The organism is Gordonia bronchialis DSM 43247, from assembly GCF_000024785.1.
GTDB classification, from domain to species: domain Bacteria; phylum Actinomycetota; class Actinomycetes; order Mycobacteriales; family Mycobacteriaceae; genus Gordonia; species Gordonia bronchialis.
Genome location: NC_013441.1, coordinates 1,629,263 through 1,645,132, shown reverse-complemented (window position 1 = coordinate 1,645,132; position 15,870 = coordinate 1,629,263). Strand labels below are relative to the sequence as shown.

General features: G+C 67.3%; 15 protein-coding genes and 1 pseudogene. 7 read left to right on the top strand and 9 right to left on the bottom strand.

Translation table 11 applies throughout. The features are described from left to right. Nucleotides 1-7: 7 nt before the first annotated feature. Nucleotides 8-700, bottom strand: coding sequence for a TetR family transcriptional regulator (locus GBRO_RS07740; protein WP_041920325.1), 693 nt, complete (start codon nt 698-700; stop codon nt 8-10). 160 nt (nt 701-860) lie between these two features. Between GBRO_RS07740 and GBRO_RS07735 the strand changes: the two genes are divergently transcribed. The 4 genes and pseudogenes from GBRO_RS07735 to GBRO_RS07720 all read left to right on the top strand — a co-directional run bounded on the left by GBRO_RS07735 (nt 861) and on the right by GBRO_RS07720 (nt 4,232). Beyond that, nucleotides 861-2,009 (top strand): ferredoxin reductase, encoded by a 1,149-nt coding sequence (locus GBRO_RS07735; protein WP_012833419.1) that lies wholly within the window; start codon nt 861-863, stop codon nt 2,007-2,009. Nucleotides 2,010-2,047: 38 nt separating this feature from the next. Then, nucleotides 2,048-3,262, top strand: a complete 1,215-nt coding sequence (locus GBRO_RS07730) for a fatty acid desaturase family protein (protein WP_041919792.1) — start codon at nt 2,048-2,050, stop codon at nt 3,260-3,262. Between the two features lie 16 nt (nt 3,263-3,278). Continuing rightward, nucleotides 3,279-3,464: pseudogene (locus GBRO_RS27520) on the top strand (hypothetical protein); the annotation flags it as partial. Between the two features lie 270 nt (nt 3,465-3,734). Continuing rightward, nucleotides 3,735-4,232 carry a DUF4395 domain-containing protein gene (locus tag GBRO_RS07720; protein ID WP_041919791.1) on the top strand — a complete coding sequence of 166 codons (498 nt, stop codon included), beginning with the start codon at nt 3,735-3,737 and terminating at the stop codon, nt 4,230-4,232. On the opposite strand, the gene GBRO_RS07715 is transcribed toward GBRO_RS07720, so the two are convergent. The 5 genes from GBRO_RS07715 to GBRO_RS07695 all read right to left on the bottom strand — a co-directional run bounded on the left by GBRO_RS07715 (nt 4,214) and on the right by GBRO_RS07695 (nt 8,466). After that, nucleotides 4,214-5,194 (bottom strand): Ppx/GppA phosphatase family protein, encoded by a 981-nt coding sequence (locus GBRO_RS07715; RefSeq protein WP_012833415.1) that lies wholly within the window; start codon nt 5,192-5,194, stop codon nt 4,214-4,216. The two genes, GBRO_RS07720 and GBRO_RS07715, sit on opposite strands and share 19 nt — an antisense overlap. Next, nucleotides 5,191-5,706, bottom strand: coding sequence for a DUF501 domain-containing protein (locus GBRO_RS07710; protein ID WP_012833414.1), 516 nt, complete (start codon nt 5,704-5,706; stop codon nt 5,191-5,193). The genes GBRO_RS07715 and GBRO_RS07710 overlap by 4 nt, the downstream gene beginning before the upstream one ends. Next, nucleotides 5,703-6,356, bottom strand: coding sequence for an FtsB family cell division protein (locus tag GBRO_RS07705; protein WP_041919790.1), 654 nt, complete (start codon nt 6,354-6,356; stop codon nt 5,703-5,705). Before GBRO_RS07705 ends, GBRO_RS07710 begins: the two co-directional genes overlap by 4 nt. Before the next feature lie 13 nt (nt 6,357-6,369). After that, nucleotides 6,370-7,653, bottom strand: coding sequence for a phosphopyruvate hydratase (eno, locus tag GBRO_RS07700; protein WP_012833413.1), 1,284 nt, complete (start codon nt 7,651-7,653; stop codon nt 6,370-6,372). 117 nt (nt 7,654-7,770) lie between these two features. Continuing rightward, complete coding sequence (locus tag GBRO_RS07695; protein ID WP_115311799.1) at nt 7,771-8,466, bottom strand: lytic transglycosylase domain-containing protein; 696 nt, start codon at nt 8,464-8,466, stop codon at nt 7,771-7,773. A 272-nt stretch (nt 8,467-8,738) separates the two neighbouring features. On the opposite strand from GBRO_RS07695, the gene efeU reads away from it, so the two are divergent. The 3 genes from efeU to efeB are packed head-to-tail and all read left to right on the top strand — an operon-like array spanning nt 8,739 to nt 12,161. Then, the gene (gene efeU / locus GBRO_RS07690) at nt 8,739-9,653 is read left to right on the top strand and encodes an iron uptake transporter permease EfeU (RefSeq protein WP_012833411.1); all 915 of its coding nucleotides are present in this window, start codon (nt 8,739-8,741) and stop codon (nt 9,651-9,653) included. Nucleotides 9,654-9,663: 10 nt separating this feature from the next. Then, complete coding sequence (gene efeO / locus GBRO_RS07685) at nt 9,664-10,878, top strand: iron uptake system protein EfeO (RefSeq protein ID WP_012833410.1); 1,215 nt, start codon at nt 9,664-9,666, stop codon at nt 10,876-10,878. After that, complete coding sequence (gene efeB, locus GBRO_RS07680; RefSeq protein WP_012833409.1) at nt 10,875-12,161, top strand: iron uptake transporter deferrochelatase/peroxidase subunit; 1,287 nt, start codon at nt 10,875-10,877, stop codon at nt 12,159-12,161. Before efeO ends, efeB begins: the two co-directional genes overlap by 4 nt. 6 nt (nt 12,162-12,167) lie before the next feature. On the opposite strand, the gene cysC is transcribed toward efeB, so the two are convergent. From cysC to stf0, 3 genes are read right to left on the bottom strand one after another with little or no spacing between them, the layout of a single operon-like run. Beyond that, nucleotides 12,168-14,081, bottom strand: coding sequence for an adenylyl-sulfate kinase (cysC, locus tag GBRO_RS07675; protein ID WP_012833408.1), 1,914 nt, complete (start codon nt 14,079-14,081; stop codon nt 12,168-12,170). Continuing rightward, nucleotides 14,081-15,082: a sulfate adenylyltransferase subunit CysD gene (cysD, locus tag GBRO_RS07670; RefSeq protein WP_370452891.1), complete on the bottom strand. Its 1,002-nt coding sequence runs from the start codon at nt 15,080-15,082 to the stop codon at nt 14,081-14,083. The genes cysC and cysD overlap by 1 nt, the downstream gene beginning before the upstream one ends. Continuing rightward, entirely contained in the window at nt 15,031-15,822 is a 792-nt protein-coding gene (gene stf0, locus GBRO_RS07665; RefSeq protein ID WP_012833406.1) for a trehalose 2-sulfotransferase, read from the bottom strand. Before stf0 ends, cysD begins: the two co-directional genes overlap by 52 nt. Between the last annotated feature and the right edge of the window lie 48 nt (nt 15,823-15,870).

Below are 15,870 nucleotides of genomic sequence, written 5' to 3'. Positions count from 1 at the left end.
CCGGCAATCAGGATTCGGCTGCTCGCGCCGCGCCTGTTCGCCCCTCGCCTGTCTTCCACTGCCCCATGCCGAGGAAGACCATGACCAGTTGGCGTTCGGTGCGTTCGACCACCTCACGCTCGGCGACGCGGCCCCGGTACTCACCGTCGAGCAGGTCGGCCACCGCGGTCAGCATGATCGTCACGATGAGCTCGGCGGCGAGTTCGAGATCCTCGGCGTCCCATCGCGCGAGGTCGGGCATCCGGGCGAGATCGATGGCGAGTTCCTTGGCGAACAGCCGCAGCTCGGTGTCGATGGCGCGGCGCACCTCGGCGATCCCGCCATGCTGCTCGCGAACGAGGAACCGGAAGGCGGGCTCGTTCTCACGGACATGCCGCAACAGGATGGCCAGTGAACTCTGGGCCGTCGGCAGTGCCTGCCGGGACGCGAGATCGCGTCGACCCTCACGCAGGGTCCGGCGCAGCACCCGCATCGAGTCCTCGACGAGGGTGACGCCGAGGTCTTCCATCGAGGCGAAGTGCCGGTAGAAGGCGGTTGGCACGATTCCCGCGCCGCGCGCGACCTCCCGCAGGCTGATGCTGCCGAAACTGCGGTCGCCGACCAGCGTCATGGTGGTGTCGAGCAGCGCCTGCCGGGTCTGATTCTTCTTGTCGGCCCGCGACTGCGTCTCGCGCTGGGTCGAGTGTCGCGTCCGGCTCACCACCCGAGTCTAAGCGCGGTCCCACCTGCAATCGGACATGACCCACCGGTAGCCGTGACGGCTGCCACACCGACGAAGCCTTGACGAGCGACGGCCGCCCTGTGTCACACTTCTCCGTGTACAGTTGTTCACTGAAACACCCAGGAAACGGAGCCAGCCCATGAGCATCCGCACCCCCGGCCTCATCAACCCCAACCTCATCGATCCGATCGTCGGTACCGCGCAGCAGACCGGCGGACGGCTCAACAGATGGATCGGGTCCATCGTCGAAGCCGCCCTCTCACCGCATCCGGTGGACCGGTATCTCGAACTTCTCGATCCGATGCTGACCTGGCGCGATCTACGCGCCCAGATCGTGCGGGTCGAGCACCCCACACCTCGAACCGTACGCCTCCACCTGCAGCCCACCCGCCAGTGGCAAGGCCACCAGGCCGGACAGTTCGTGCAGGTCAGCGTCGTGGTCGACGGAGTCCGCCACACCCGCTGCTTCTCCCCGGCCAACGCCGCATCCGGGCCCGACGGCCACGTCGAGCTCACCATCACCGCACACGACGACGGATTCGTGTCGCGGCATCTGGCCACCACCGCGCGCACCGGCGACGTCGTCGGCCTGTCCCAGGCACAGGGCGAGTTCACCCTGGGCCCGACCGACCCCACCGCGGCGGTGTTCATCAGCGGCGGCAGCGGCGTTACACCTGTACTCTCAATGACGCGTACGTTGTTGGCTGAGGGATACTCCGGTCCCGTCGTCTTCGTGCACTATGCGCCGACACCGAGCGACGTCGCCTACCGCCGCGAGCTTGCTGCACTGGCCGCCGTTCACCCCAACCTCGAGTTGCGCATGCACTACACGCGCGGCGCCGACGGTGAGCACTTCACGGCCGCACACCTCGACGGCATCGACGGTCTCACCGACGCCGACGTCTTCGTCTGCGGACCCACAGCCCTGATGGACGCGGTGGCCGAGTTCCACGAGGCCACCGGCATCGCCCATCCGTTGCACAGTGAGGCGTTCACCATCGCGGCACCCATCGCGATCGACCCCGACGAACCCGTCACCGGTGAGCTCAGCTTCTCCTCGTCGGGCACGGCCACGGCCAACGACGGCCGCACCATCCTCGACCAGGCCGAGTCGGCCGGACTGAGTCCCGAATCGGGCTGCCGAATGGGCATCTGCTTCTCCTGCACGGCCACCAAACTCTCCGGCTGCACACGCAACGTGCTGACCGGCGACGTCGACACCGAGGGCGACAAGCAGATCCAGCTCTGCATCAACGCCCCGGTCGGCGACGTCGAGATCGCCATCTGACCACCTGACCGACATCCACCCCGAAATGAGGTCTCACCATGACACTCGAAATGACTCGTGACACCGATCCTCGACCCGCCCACCTGCCCGCCGTGCTCGAACCGGCCGCCCAGCAGAAGGCCACCCAGCGCGACCCCAACACCGTCGTCCTGTCCTACGAGCAGGTCGAGGCCCTCGGCCGCGACCTCGACGAAGTGCGCGCACGCGTCGTCGCCGACCTCGGTGAGAAGGACCGCGAGTACCTGTACTCGATCATCCGCGCCCAGCGCGGCTTCGAGGTCGCCGGTCGCGCACTCATGTATCTCGGATTCTTCCCGCCCGCCTGGCTCGCCGGTGTCGGTGCGCTGTCGGTCTCCAAGATCCTCGACAACATGGAGATCGGCCACAACGTCATGCACGGCCAGTACGACTGGATGCGCGAGGACACCTACAACTCGCGAGAGTTCGAGTGGGACAACGTGTGTCCGGGCGACCAGTGGAAGCACAGCCACAACTACCTGCACCACACCTTCACCAACATCCTCGGTGAGGACCGCGACATCGGCTACGGCATCCTGCGGATGGCCCGCGACCAGAAGTGGAATCCCTACTACCTGGGCAACCTCGGCTATGCCACCGCCCTGATGTTGCTGTTCGAGTGGGGCGTCATGCTCCACGACCTCGAAGCCGAGAACCTCGTCGCCGGCAAGCGCAAGTGGAGTGACGTCAAGGGCCTTCTGAAAGGCATGTGGCGCAAGGCCGGTCGTCAGGTACTCAAGGACTACGTGGTGTTCCCGGCACTCACCGGCCCCCTGTTCGTCAGTACGCTGCTCGGCAACGCCTCGGCCAACCTGGTCCGCAACGTCTGGGCCTACTCGATCATCTTCTGCGGCCACTTCCCCACCGGCGCACAGACATTCACGGCCGAGGAATGTGCCGACGAGACCCGCGGTCAGTGGTACCTGCGGCAGATGCTGGGGTCGGCCAATATCACCGGCGGCACCCTGTTCCACATCATGAGCGGCAACCTGTCGCACCAGATCGAGCACCACCTGTTCCCGGATCTGCCCGCCAGCCGGTACCCCACCATCGCCGGCGAGGTCCGCGAGATCTGCGAACGCTACGGCCTGCCCTACAACACGGGTTCGCTGAGCCATCAGCTCGGATCGACGTGGAAGAAGATCGCCAAGCTCTCGCTGCCGAACTTCATGACCCGCGACGACGACGATCTGGTCGTCATCGTCGAGCGCGAGAAGCCCGCGTCGGTCGCCTGAGCGGTACCCTCTCACCATGGTCGATCGCATCGAACGCAACAAGGACCTGATCCAAGAGCTCGTCGAGTCGACCGCGAACCACGTCGGTCAGATCGCCACCATCATCACCGGGGCGGTCGCCGGCGTGGCCCGCGAGGTCGGCGAGATCTTCACCGACGGTTTCGAGATGAGGGAGGCCGCCCGCAAGGCCAAGCTCGACGAGGAACGGGACGTCATCGACGCCGCCATCGTGGACGAGATCGAGTCGGACGAGCACGGCGCGCACGAGTCCGCACCGGCCGATACACCGGACGAGGCCGACGCGCTACCCGGCGCGGGCGTGTTCACCGCACCCGCCGCCGTGGAGGCCGCCGAAGCCGGCGAGTCACGCGACTGAGCAGGAGCTCGAGAAATCCCGGTGCGCGCAACCGTTGCCATGATTGCCGGCGGCCCGTAGCTTGGTCGTGTTTGTAGTCCTGCCAGGAGGTCGATGGTGTCGGTGCGGTCAATGTTCACCTTTCCCAATCCGGTCAACGACTACGCGGCCCGCTCGACAGCCGGGCTCGTCGTCGTACTCGCGGTCGTGGCGGTGTTCATCGACCAGCCGTGGCTGTACGGCATCCTCGCGATCGGTTTCGCGCTCCGCGTGATGGCCGGGCCGCGGTTCTCGCCGTTCGGGCAGCTGTCCGTGCGGCTCATCGCACCCAAGATCTGGCGCAAGACCAAACTCGTCCCCGGGCCACCCAAGCGCTTCGCGCAGACCATCGGTCTCGTGTTCAGCGCCTCTGCGCTCGTGCTGAGTCTGCTCGGCTTCGGCCTGGCCGCCCAGATCGTCGTCGGCCTGCTGATCGCCGCCGCCACCCTCGAGTTCGTTTTCGGCCTCTGCCTCGGCTGCGTCGCCTTCGGATTCCTGCAACGTCGCGGTGTCATCCCCGACACCGTCTGCGAGGCGTGCAACAACATCAGCCTGCGTCAGTCGGTCTCCGCCTGAGCCCCGGCAGTGGGCGAGTCCAGCAGCCCCAGCGCGATGCCGTCGAGGATGTCGTGCTCGCTCACCACGAGTTCGGTGATCGCAGTGCGTTCGGTGAGCCGGCGTGCGAGTTCCATCGTCACCAGCGCGCCGCCGCCGATGACGTCGACGCGGCCGGGATGCATGGGGCCCAGGGCCGCGCGGTCAGCCCGGGTCATGCCGACGAGACGTCGGCACACGTCATCGAGGTCGGACAGCGAGATGCGGGACAGGTGAATCACCTCGGGGTCGTAGTCGGCGAGCCCGGCACCGACCGCGGAGAGTGTGGTCATCGTGCCGGCCACACCCACCCAGGTGCGCGCGCCCTCGATCGGCACTCGCTCGAACGCCTCGTCGAGCCTCTGCGCCGCGAAGGCCCGCGCCGCCTCGACCTCATCGGCGGTCGGCGGGTCCGACGGCAGGCAGCGCTCGGTCAGGCGCACGCAGCCGATGTCGGCCGAATAGGCCGCACGCACGCCGTCCGCGTCGCCGACCACCATCTCGGTGGAACCGCCGCCGAGGTCGGTGACGACGAAAGGCCCTCGCGCCGAATCCAACTCACCCACCGCCCCCAGGAAAGAGAGCCGCGCCTCCTCGTCGCCGGTGATCACCTCGGCGATGGCGCCGGGCACCACACAGCCGAGGAGTTCGGCGGTCATACCGAAGAACGAGTCCCGATTGGTGGCGTCGCGGGTGGCCGAGGTGGCGACCATCCGCACTCGCTCGGTGCCCAGTGTCTCCATGATGTCGACGTAGTCGGCGAGCGCGATACGTGTCCGTTCGATGGCCTCGTCGGCGAACCGGCCGGTCGCATCGACGCCCTGCCCGAGCCGCACGACACGCATCTCCCGGTGCAGGTCCACCAGGCGACCGGCGCCATCCGCCCGCGCGACGAGCAACCGGATCGAGTTGGTGCCGCAGTCCACGGCGGCGACGACGCTCATGATTCGTCCGGTTCCGCAGCGGCGGGCCAGTCGGCGGGGATGGCCGTGCCGCGCAGCCCGTTGTCGGCGGCCAGCGCGACCGCCTCGTCGCCCAGCGGGTTGACGCCGGGCCCCTTGGCGAGTGCATGCGCCATCAGCACATGCAGGCACTTCACCCGGTCCGGCATGCCGCCCCCGGTGAAATCCGTGCCGAGTGATTCGATGGCGTCACGTTCGGCGAGGTAGCTCTCGTGTGCCCGCCGGTAGGCCGCGGCCAGTTCGGCATCCTCGGCCAGACGTGCGGTCATGGTCTTCATCACCCCGGCCGATTCCTGCCGGCTGGCCTCGGCCGTCAGTCGTGGATCGGTGAGATAGAACAGCGTCGGAAACGGTGTGCCGTCGGGTAGCCGCGGCGCGGTCTTGACCACCGCGGGGGCGCCGTCGGGCGTCCGGTAACTCACCTCGATCACGCCGCGCGGCGTGCGGCCCAACTGCCGCGCGACGGTCTCGAGGTCCTCGTCGGAAACGCTCACCGGACTCCGGGCGGGGTTGCCACCGAATCCAGCAATCGGCTGTACCACGGTGCGCGAGCGCGCTTTTCGGCAGCTTCGGCTGCTTCGCGACGCTCTTGTTCACCCGGGTACATCATCACCAGCGGCGTCTCACCGGGCCGGACGAACAACAGCTCGGATCGGGCCTTGGCCTCGATGTAGGCGGGGTCGTCCTGCTCGTTGACCTTCTGCCGATAGTCGGCGAGTTCACGTTGCTTCTCCACGTTGGACGCGGTGAGTGCACGCAACTCGGCACGCTGCGAGAAGTAGGTCCGCATCGGCATCGCCAGGGTCAAGGCCACGACGCTGATCACGAGCGCCAGGACGACGGCCCGCTTGGCGTCGATCTTCCCGACCCGGGAGAGCATCGCCGCCGAGCGTGGCCGCCGGCGTGCACCGCGGGTGCGCGACGCGCCGGCCACGGGCCGAGGCGTCGGGCTCTTCTCGGCAGGGACCTCGTCGAAGAACTGCTCCCCGGTCTCGTCGACGGCGGTATCGATGAGCGGGGCCGGCGAGGCGGTACGAGCTGTCCGCGAACGACGCGGGGTCCGACGGGCACGCTCAGCCGAGCGTGAGTCGCCGCGCGGGTCACGGACCCGGCGGCGCCCAGCACGATGCCCATCGGTTGCCATGGACTCCAGCTAATCACGAACCAAACGAAAAGCGCGGGAAGGCGAGGTCCCCGGCGTAGCGTGCCGCGTCACCGAGGCCCTCTTCGATGCGCAGCAGCTGGTTGTACTTGGCGACACGCTCGCTACGGGCCGGCGCACCGGTCTTGATCTGCCCGCACGCACATGCGACGGCCAGGTCGGCGATGGTGGTGTCCTCGGTCTCACCTGACCGGTGACTCATCATCGTCTTGTAGCCGTTGTTGTGTGCCAGTGCGACGGCATCCAAAGTCTCGGTGAGGGTGCCGATCTGGTTGACCTTCACCAGGAGCGCGTTCGCGATGCCCTTGGAGATGCCCTCCTCGAGACGTTCCGGGTTGGTGACGAACAGATCGTCGCCGACGAGTTGCACCTTGTCGCCGATCGCCTCGGTCAGCTTGGCCCAGCCGTCCCAATCATCCTCGGCCAGACCGTCTTCGATGGAGACGATCGGGAAATCGGCGATGAGCTTCTCGTAGAAGGGCACCATGTCGTCGGAGGAGTAGTCCTTGCCCTCCAGCTTGTAGACACCGCCGGAGAAGAATTCGGTGGCAGCGGCGTCGAGTGCGATCACCACGTCCTTGCCGAAGTTGTAGCCGGCCTTGCCGACCGCCTCACCGATGACCGCGATGGCTGCCTCGGTGTTCGGCAGGTCAGGGGCAAAACCGCCTTCGTCACCGAGGGCAGTGTTGAGTCCCTGCTTGTGCAGCACCGACTTCAGCGCGTGGTACACCTCTGCACCGCAGCGGACCGCCTCCTTGAAGGTCGGCGCGCCGACCGGGGCGATCATGAACTCCTGGAAGTCGATTCCGTTGTCGGCATGCTCGCCGCCGTTGATGATGTTCATGCACGGTACCGGCAGGATGTGCGCGTTGGGCCCGCCGAGGTAGCGGAACAGCGGCAGCCCGGCCGACTCCGCGGCGCCCTTCGCGACGGCCAATGAGACACCGAGCAGAGCGTTGGCACCGATGCGCCCCTTGTCGGGGGTGCCGTCACAGTCGAGCAGGGCCTGATCGACGAGTCGCTGCTCCTCGGCTTCGATTCCGAGCACCGCCGGACCCAGCTCCCCGAGCACACCCTCGACAGCCTTGGTGACACCCTTGCCGCCGTATCGATCACCGCCGTCGCGCAATTCGACGGCTTCGTGTTCACCGGTCGACGCACCCGAGGGCACCGCTGCCCGCGTGAACGTTCCGTCATCGAGGACGACCTCGACCTCGACCGTCGGGTTGCCCCGCGAGTCGAGAATCTCTCGTGCACCAACCTGCTCGATGATTGCCACGGTTGCACCCCTATCTCGGTGGTAGGGCCGACCGGTGTGGCCGACCGACGTACGGGTCAAAGCCTAATCGTTGCCGTCCCGCAGGATGCGGTAAGGGCAGGGGCCGCCGGATGCCGGTCAGTACCGGACGTTGACCGAGTACGCATTCGCGTGATCGCGGACGTCGAGCACATAGGCCATCGAGTTGTTGTAGACCTTGACGGCCTTCTCCCACCCGTTCGGTGTGGTCATGTCGCCGCCGGAGGAGACACACAGGTAGCGCGCCGCGGAGAGGGCGGCGTCGTCGATGTTGTCCGGGTCGGCCTTGCCGTCCCCGTTGGCATCGACGCCGTAGCGCGTCCATGTCTCCGGGATGAACTGAAACGGCCCCATCGCCCGGTCGTGGGTGGAGTCGCCGTCGAGCGCACCGCCATCGGTGTCGTGGATCCTCATGTTCCCGCGGGTGCCGTCGAGCGACACCCCCCGGATCGGCGGTGAGGTGTCGCCGTTGGCGGCGAGCCGCGTGCCGTGGTGGGTTCCGTGTTTGCTCTCCACCCCCGCGATACCCGCGAGAGTGGTCCAGGCCAGACCGCATTCGGGATGCTGCTGCCGCTGGATCTCCGCGGCATTGCCGTACGCCTCGAGCGCCACCAGCGGGATGCCCGTGGACTTCGCGATCGGCGTCGCCCAGCCCCGCATGAGCTCGGCGGTGCGGCCCGGTGCGTTGATGTCGATGTAGGGCTGCGGGGTCCCCGCGCCGGGCGGAATGCCGTCGGGGATGTCCGGCCGGTCGAACGAGGGCAGGTCGACGCAGCCACTCACGACCACCGACATCGCGACCGCCGCCAGGCCGGTCACCCCGGCACGACGCCGCCATCCCCGGCTACGCACTCCCACTACCGTCACTCCTGACTCGCCCTCACCTGATTCGCGCCCATCTGACCTACGACGACGCGCGCCGACCGTCCACCTTGGCACAACCGGGACTTCTGACCCAATCATCTGCACAACTCGCGGCCCTCACTTCCGGTTCCCCACCCCTGGCGCTACTGTCGTCTGGTTAGCCTCACCACAGTCGCCCAACCGGGCGCGGCGAAAAGAGCACGGTGGAGATTCTCGCTGCGGGTGGCGCGCCCTCGGTTTTCGCGCAGATGTTCGGTAGCGGACTCATCGGCCTTCGCGAAGGCCTCGAAACGGGCATTGTGGTCATGATCCTGATCGCCTTCGTCACCCGCGCCGACCGGCGCGACGCCCTCAAGTGGATCTGGGCCGGAGTGGCCGCCGCGTTGGCCATGGTGGTGATCGTCTTCCTGGTCATCCACTTCGGCACGTCGACGATGACTCCCCTGGCCGCCGAGCTGATTGCCGGCATTGCGTCTCTGGTGGCGGTGGCCATCGTCACATTCATGGTGCTGTGGATGAGCAAGGCGTCCGCGCACATCTCGTCGGACCTCAAGACCAACATGTCCAGCGCCCTGATGGCCGGCGGTGTCTCGGTGATGGGTCTCGCGTTCCTCGCGGTGGGCCGGGAGGGCTTCGAGACGGCGCTGTTGATGGTCGGCTACGCGGAGAGTGTGTCCGGCGGCTGGTGGCCCCTGCTCGGCCTCCTCCTCGGTGTCCTGGTGGCGGTGGTGCTCACCGTCTTGCTGTATCTGGGCGCCATCCGCCTCGACTTCCACCGATTCTTCCTCTACACCGGGATCTTCCTGATCGTCGTCGCCGCGGGCATCCTCGCCTACGGGGTGCACGCGCTGCAGACCGTCGGCTGGCTGCCCGGTCTGGACAACACCGCCTTCGACATCTCCGCCCATTACGATCAGTCCTCCTGGTACGGAACGGTGTTGGCGGGAATCTTCAACTTCCGGCCCGAACCCAGCGTGCTGCAGGTGATCGCCTGGGTGCTCTACATCGCGATCGTGCTGCCGCTGTTCGTGCGCGCGAATCGCCGAAGCCCCGCAGCTGCGAGCGGCACGCCCGACGCCGCACCCACGACCCCGGCAACTCCCGACGCCGGCCTCTGAAAGGAATCAGATGGTGAAACGACACCTCACCACCACGGTGGCGGCGAGTGCCCTCGCGCTGGCCACACCATTGCTGCTGGTCGCCTGCACCTCCAAGGCCGGCGGTGACGGTGCCATCAAGGTCACCTCCAGCGATGCGGCCTGCGATCTCGATTCCACCAGCGCCGAGACCGGCGACGTCGATTTCACCGTGACCAACAACGGTTCCAAGGTCACCGAGTTCTACGTGTACGGCAATAACAACCGTGTTCTCGGCGAGGTGGAGAACATCGGCCCCGGCGTCTCGGGCAATCTGACCGTCGAGATCGTCGACCCCGGCACGTACACCGTGGCCTGCAAACCGGGCATGGTCGGCGTCGGCATCCGCAAAGAGATCGACGTCACCGGCGAGAAGAAGGAGAAGACGGAGGTTCCGGCGGATGTCAACGCAGCCAAGGCCGCGTATCTGAGCTACGTTCGCAACCAGCTGAACACGCTGCAGGCGCAGACCAAGAGCTTTGTGGACAACGTCAAGGCCAACAATCTCGACGCGGCGCGCGCGCAGTTCGGCCTGACCCGCACCCCCTACGAGCGGATCGAGCCGGTCGCCGAGTCCTTCCCCGACCTCGACCCGGCAATCGACATGCGCTGGGACGACACCGAAGACGGCGCGCAGCCGTTCACCGGGTTCCACCGGATCGAACGCTTCCTGTGGCCGCCGCAACCCAACGAGGTCGGCGACGCCGAAGGACAGATCGCTCCGGCCGACGCCGCCAACGCCAAGGCGACCGACACCAAGGCCGCCATCGACGCGGTGGCCGATCAGCTGCTCGCCAACGTCAACCGGCTGCACGACGAGGTGAACAAGCCCGACTTCACCTTTGAGACAAGGTCTTTCGTCCAGGGTCCGCAGGCACTCATCGACGAGGTCGCGGCCACCAAGGTGAATGGTGAGGAGGATCGCTACTCGCACACCGACCTGTGGGACTTCGCGGCCAACGTCGACGGTTCGGAGACAGCGATCGCCACGATGCAGCCGATCATCGTCGCGAAGGACAAAGCCCTGATGGACAAGATCACCGCACAGTTCGGCGATGTCCGGACGGCGATCGACAAGTTCCAGCAGGGTGAGGGCTACGTGTCCTACACGCAGGTCACCGCAGATCAGCGACGCGACCTGTCGAACAAGATCGACGCCCTGTCGGCAACACTGTCGCAGGTGCCAGGGCTCGTCCTGCCGAAATGACCGAATCCCCACGACGCTTGTCGCGGCGTGTGCTGCTCGGCGGTGCGGGTTCCGGAGTGGTGGTCGCCGCGGCGGGCGGAGTGGCGGTGGGCCGCGCCTCCGCGGGCGACACCGGCGATACCGACGACCAGGTCGTCGAATTCCGCGGCGAACGACAGGCCGGCATCATCACCGCCGCCCAGGACCGGCTGCATTTCGCCAGCTTCGACGTGATCACCGACTCGCGCGACGACCTGGTGGCGATGCTGAAGCGGTGGACGTCGGCCGCCGAGCGGATGACCCGCGGGGAGGAGGCCGTGCCCGACGGGGCCGTCGGGCTCGGTGACTACACGCCGCCCGCGGATACCGGTGAGGCGCTGGGACTTTCACCATCCAAGCTGACGCTGACCATCGGTTTCGGACCCGGCCTCTTCGGTCCGTCGGCCGCCTATCCCGACCGCGGCGACCGCTTCGGCCTGGCCGCCCGCAAACCCGCTGCCCTGCGGGACCTTCCGGCGTTCGCGGCCGAACGCATCGAGCCGGACCGGTCGTTCGGCGACATCTGCGTGCAGGCCTGCGCCGACGACCCGCAGGTGGCGGTGCACGCGATCCGGAACCTGGCGCGGCTGGGCCTGGGGGTGGTGGCCGTGCGCTGGTCGCAGCTCGGCTTCGGACGAACCTCCTCCACCACCCAGGCGCAGGAGACCCCGCGCAACATGTTCGGCTTCAAGGACGGCACCGCCAACCTGCGCGCCGAGGACACCGACCTGCTGAACCGGTGGGTGTGGGTCGAGACGGGTGACAATCCACCTGCGGCGCAATGGATGTCCGGAGGCACCTACCTCGTCGCCCGCCGCATCAGGATGGACATCGAAGCGTGGGACCGCGCCAATCTACTCGAACAGGAGCAGATCATCGGGCGCGCCAAATCCTCCGGCGCGCCACTCGGCCAGAAGGGCGAGTTCGACACCCCCGATTTCCAGATCACCTCCTACGGTGCACCACTCATCCCCCGCACCGCCCATGTGCGGCTGGCACATCCGGACAATCTGGGCGGTGTGCAGATCCTGCGTCGCGGTTACAACTTCACCGACGGCTCCGATGGGTTCGGTCACCTCGACGCCGGCTTGTTCTTCATCGCGTTCAACCGTGATCCGCGAAACCAGTTCATCCCGATGCAGCACGAGCTGTCCCGGCGAGATGCGATGACCGAGTACCTCATTCCCAACGGTTCGTCCATCTTCGCGGTGCCGCCCGGACTCGCCGAGGGCGAGTGGTGGGGCCAGCGTCTCTTCGAGAGTTGAACTCGTTCAGATGATTCCGCGGTCCATCAGCGCCCCGAGGATCAGCGCGGCGAGTCCGTCGATGTCGGCGCCGGTCGTGTCGAACCGGAGGTCCGGGTGCTGCGGACTCTCATAGGGCGCGTCGACGCCGGTCAGGCCACGGAGCCGGCCGGTTCGGGCCCGCTGGTAGAGACCTTTGGGATCTCGGCGTTCGCACTCGGCGACCGGTGTGGAGATGTGGACCTCGATGAACTCCAGATCGGCCGCGCGGTGGAGCTCGCGGGCGATCTCCCGGTCCGAACGCAGCGGCGAGACCATCGAGGCGATCGCGATAACCCCGGCGTCGGCGAACAAGCGCGCGAGATGCCCCACCCGCCTGATGTTCTCGGCCCGGTCGCCGGGTGAGAAGCCGAGGTCATCGGAGATGCCGTGCCGAATGTTGTCGCCGTCGATGAGGTAGGCGACGCGGCCGCGCGCGACGATCGCTCGTTCGAGCGCCACCGCCACCGTCGACTTACCCGATGCCGGAAGTCCGGTGAGCCACACCGTCGCCCCGCGCTGACCGGTGTAGGCCCACCGCTCGGCGCGGGCCAGTGAACTCGGATGCCACTTGATGTCGTTGCGGGTCGCCTTGCCGGGCACCACGGCACGGAGCTCCAGGATGGTGCCCGCGGCGACCGTGTCGTTACCCGCCTCGTCGATGAGGATGAACGCGCCGGTGTCGCGGTTCTCGGCATACCGGTCGGCCGTGATCACCGACGAGGTACGCAGCGTGATGGTGCCGATGTCGTTGAGCGTCAACGCACTCGGACCCACATGCTCGATCAGGGTGTCCGGATCGAGGCGACGTTCGAGGGACTGCACGGTGGCCCGGACCGTCGAGGTGCCGTTCTTGAGGGCAACCCGGTCACCGGCACGCAGCGGGGTGGTGGACAGCCAGCAGACGTGGGCGTCGATCTCCTGCGCGAGCACCGGCAGGTGTGCCCCCTCGTCGCCGCTGACGATGACGTCACCCCGGCCGATGTCGATGTCGTCGGCGAGCTGCACCGACACCGACAGCGGGGCCACGGCCACCTCCCGCTGCGCGTCGAGCGTGTCGAGTGCGGTCACGGTGCTTCGACTGCCCGACGGCAGCACGGTGATCTCGTCCCCCACCCGCAGGGTGCCCGCGGCAAGCCGGCCGGTATAGGTACGACGATGCTTCTCGGTGGGCCGCGACACCCACTGCACGGGCAGGCGCAGTTCCTCGCGGACCGGCGAAGGTGCAGCCAGCTCAACGCTTTCCAGGTAATCGAGGAGGGTCGGACCCTCATACCAGGGCGTGTTGGGCGATCCGTGCACCACATTGTCGCCGTGTTTGGCGGCAATCGGGATCGCCTCGATCTCGTCGATTCCCAGCTGGCGTGCGAGGTCGGCGAGATCGGCCCGGATCTGATCGAACCGGGCCTGCGAGTAGTCCACCAGATCGATCTTGTTGACCGCGGCGACCACGTGTGGCACGCCCACCAGTGTGGCGATGCGGGCATGCCGGCGGGTCTGGCGCTGCAGACCGTTGTGGGCGTCGATCAGCAGGATCGCGACATGGGCGTTCGACGCACCGGTGAACATGTTGCGGGTGTAGCGCTCGTGTCCCGGGGTGTCGGCGAGCACGTAGCTGCGGGTGTCGGTCGCGAAGAACCGGTAGGCGACGTCGATGGTGATGCCCTGTTCGCGTTCGGCACGCAGACCATCGGAGAGCGCGGCGAGGTCGACATCGCCGTCGCCGCTGGTGACCGCGGCGAGGTGATCGGTGGGCAGGCTCCCGGTGTCATGCAGGATTCGTCCGATGAGGGTCGACTTGCCGTCGTCGACGCTGCCCGCAGTGGCGATGCGCAGGAGCTGATGGCGGGGCGATCGACGGCCGCCGGCGGAAGTGACTGGGGCGGTGGAGGTCACGGTCATCAGAAGTATCCTTCGCGTTTGCGGTCTTCCATCGCGGCACTCGACGTGCGGTCGTCGGCACGGGTCTCACCGCGCTCGGACACGGTGGCCTCGCTGATCTCGGCGATGATCTCGGGGATGGTGGTGGCCCGGGAGCGGACGGCCCCGGTGATGGTGAGGTCGCCGACGGTGCGGTAGCGCACCCATTCGGAGCGCACCGACGCCGGATCGTCGGGCTGCGAGTGGTCCGACACCGCGAGCAGAATCCCGTCACGGTCGAAAACCGCACGCTCACTGGCGAAATAGATGGACGGCAGTTCGAGGTCCTCGAGCTCGATGTAGCGCCAGATGTCCAGTTCGGTCCAGTTGGACAGCGGGAACACACGCACCGATTCCCGCGGGCGGATGCGCCCGTTGTAGATGGACCACGGTTCGGGACGCTGCGCCCGCGGATCCCATTGACCGAATTCGTCGCGGAAGCTGAAGACGCGTTCCTTGGCGCGAGCCCGGTCCTCGTCGCGTCGCGCACCGCCGAACGCGGCGTCGAATCCGCCGGCCTCGAGGGCGTCGAGCAGGGTGCGGGTCTGCAGCCGGTTGCGGGAACCGGTGGGGTCGGTCGACTCGGCAACCCGTCCGCTGTCGATGGACTCCTGCACCGAGGCCACGATCAGCTCGATACCGTCCGGGTTGTCCGCGCTCGGCGCCACCCGGCGATCGCGGAACTCGATCACCTCGTCGAAGTTGTGCCCGGTGTCCACGTGCAGGATCGGGAACGGCAGTGGTGCCGGCCGAAAAGCCTTCTCCGCCAGGCGGAGTAGCACGATCGAGTCCTTGCCGCCGGAGAACAGCAGCACCGGATGCTCGAGTTCGGCGGCCACCTCCCGGATGATGTGGACGGCCTCGGCCTCGAGCACACGGATGGCCGCGACGTGGTCGACGTCGGAGGTCGGGTCTATATCGGCGGTTGCTGTCACTGTGGGTATCCGTTCCGGGTCGCGTCTTTGCGGTACCGCTGCGCCCATTCCTTGGAGCGCGCATTGGACTGGGGTTTGAGCGGTGGCGGCGGCGCGAGTGCCGGGTCCTGCCGGATCGCCTCGAGCACCCGTGCGGTGGCCTTCGTGGGGTCCTTGATGAGTTCGACGAACTCGATGTCGAGGGGTTCGATCTCCTCGGCGGCAAACCACTTACGCCACTGTCGTTCCTGTTCGGCGAGGATGCCGGCGAGGTGAGCGATTCCCCGGGCGTGGTAGACCGCGCCGTCGTCGGAACGGTCACCGCCGTCGTCGCGCCAGACTCGCGTCTGCACCGCTCGCCACATCGAGACGGCCTGCGGGACAATGTCTTCCCGGTAGACGTGCACGTACACCGGGTCGGCGCCGTCGAACAACGAACGGATTGCGGTGCGCAGTGATCCCGACGCGACGCGGGTGCGGGCGATCAGCAGCGGCGTCTGATTCCACATCAGCTTGCCGCCCCAGACCCCGTTGTCGGTGCGCCCGGCGGCGAGGACGTCGCTGCGCCAGTCGTCGGTGTTGCGGATGTCGACGGTGCCGTGGTCCAGCGGCGCGAGCAGCGACAGGATCTCCGGGTCCGTCACCCCGGCAAACCACTCCCGCGGTTGTGGCGATTGCGACGAGGTCGCGAAGTACTGAAAGAACTCCTCCGGGCGCCCGGCCACTCCGGTGTGGGCCAGTGATTCCACCAGCAGGGTGCTGCCGCTGCGCTGGCTCGCACACACCAGATAGTTTTCCGTCGTCGACACCCCACGAAGTGTCCTGGACGCGAAAACACTTCGCAACCTGGGGTTTTA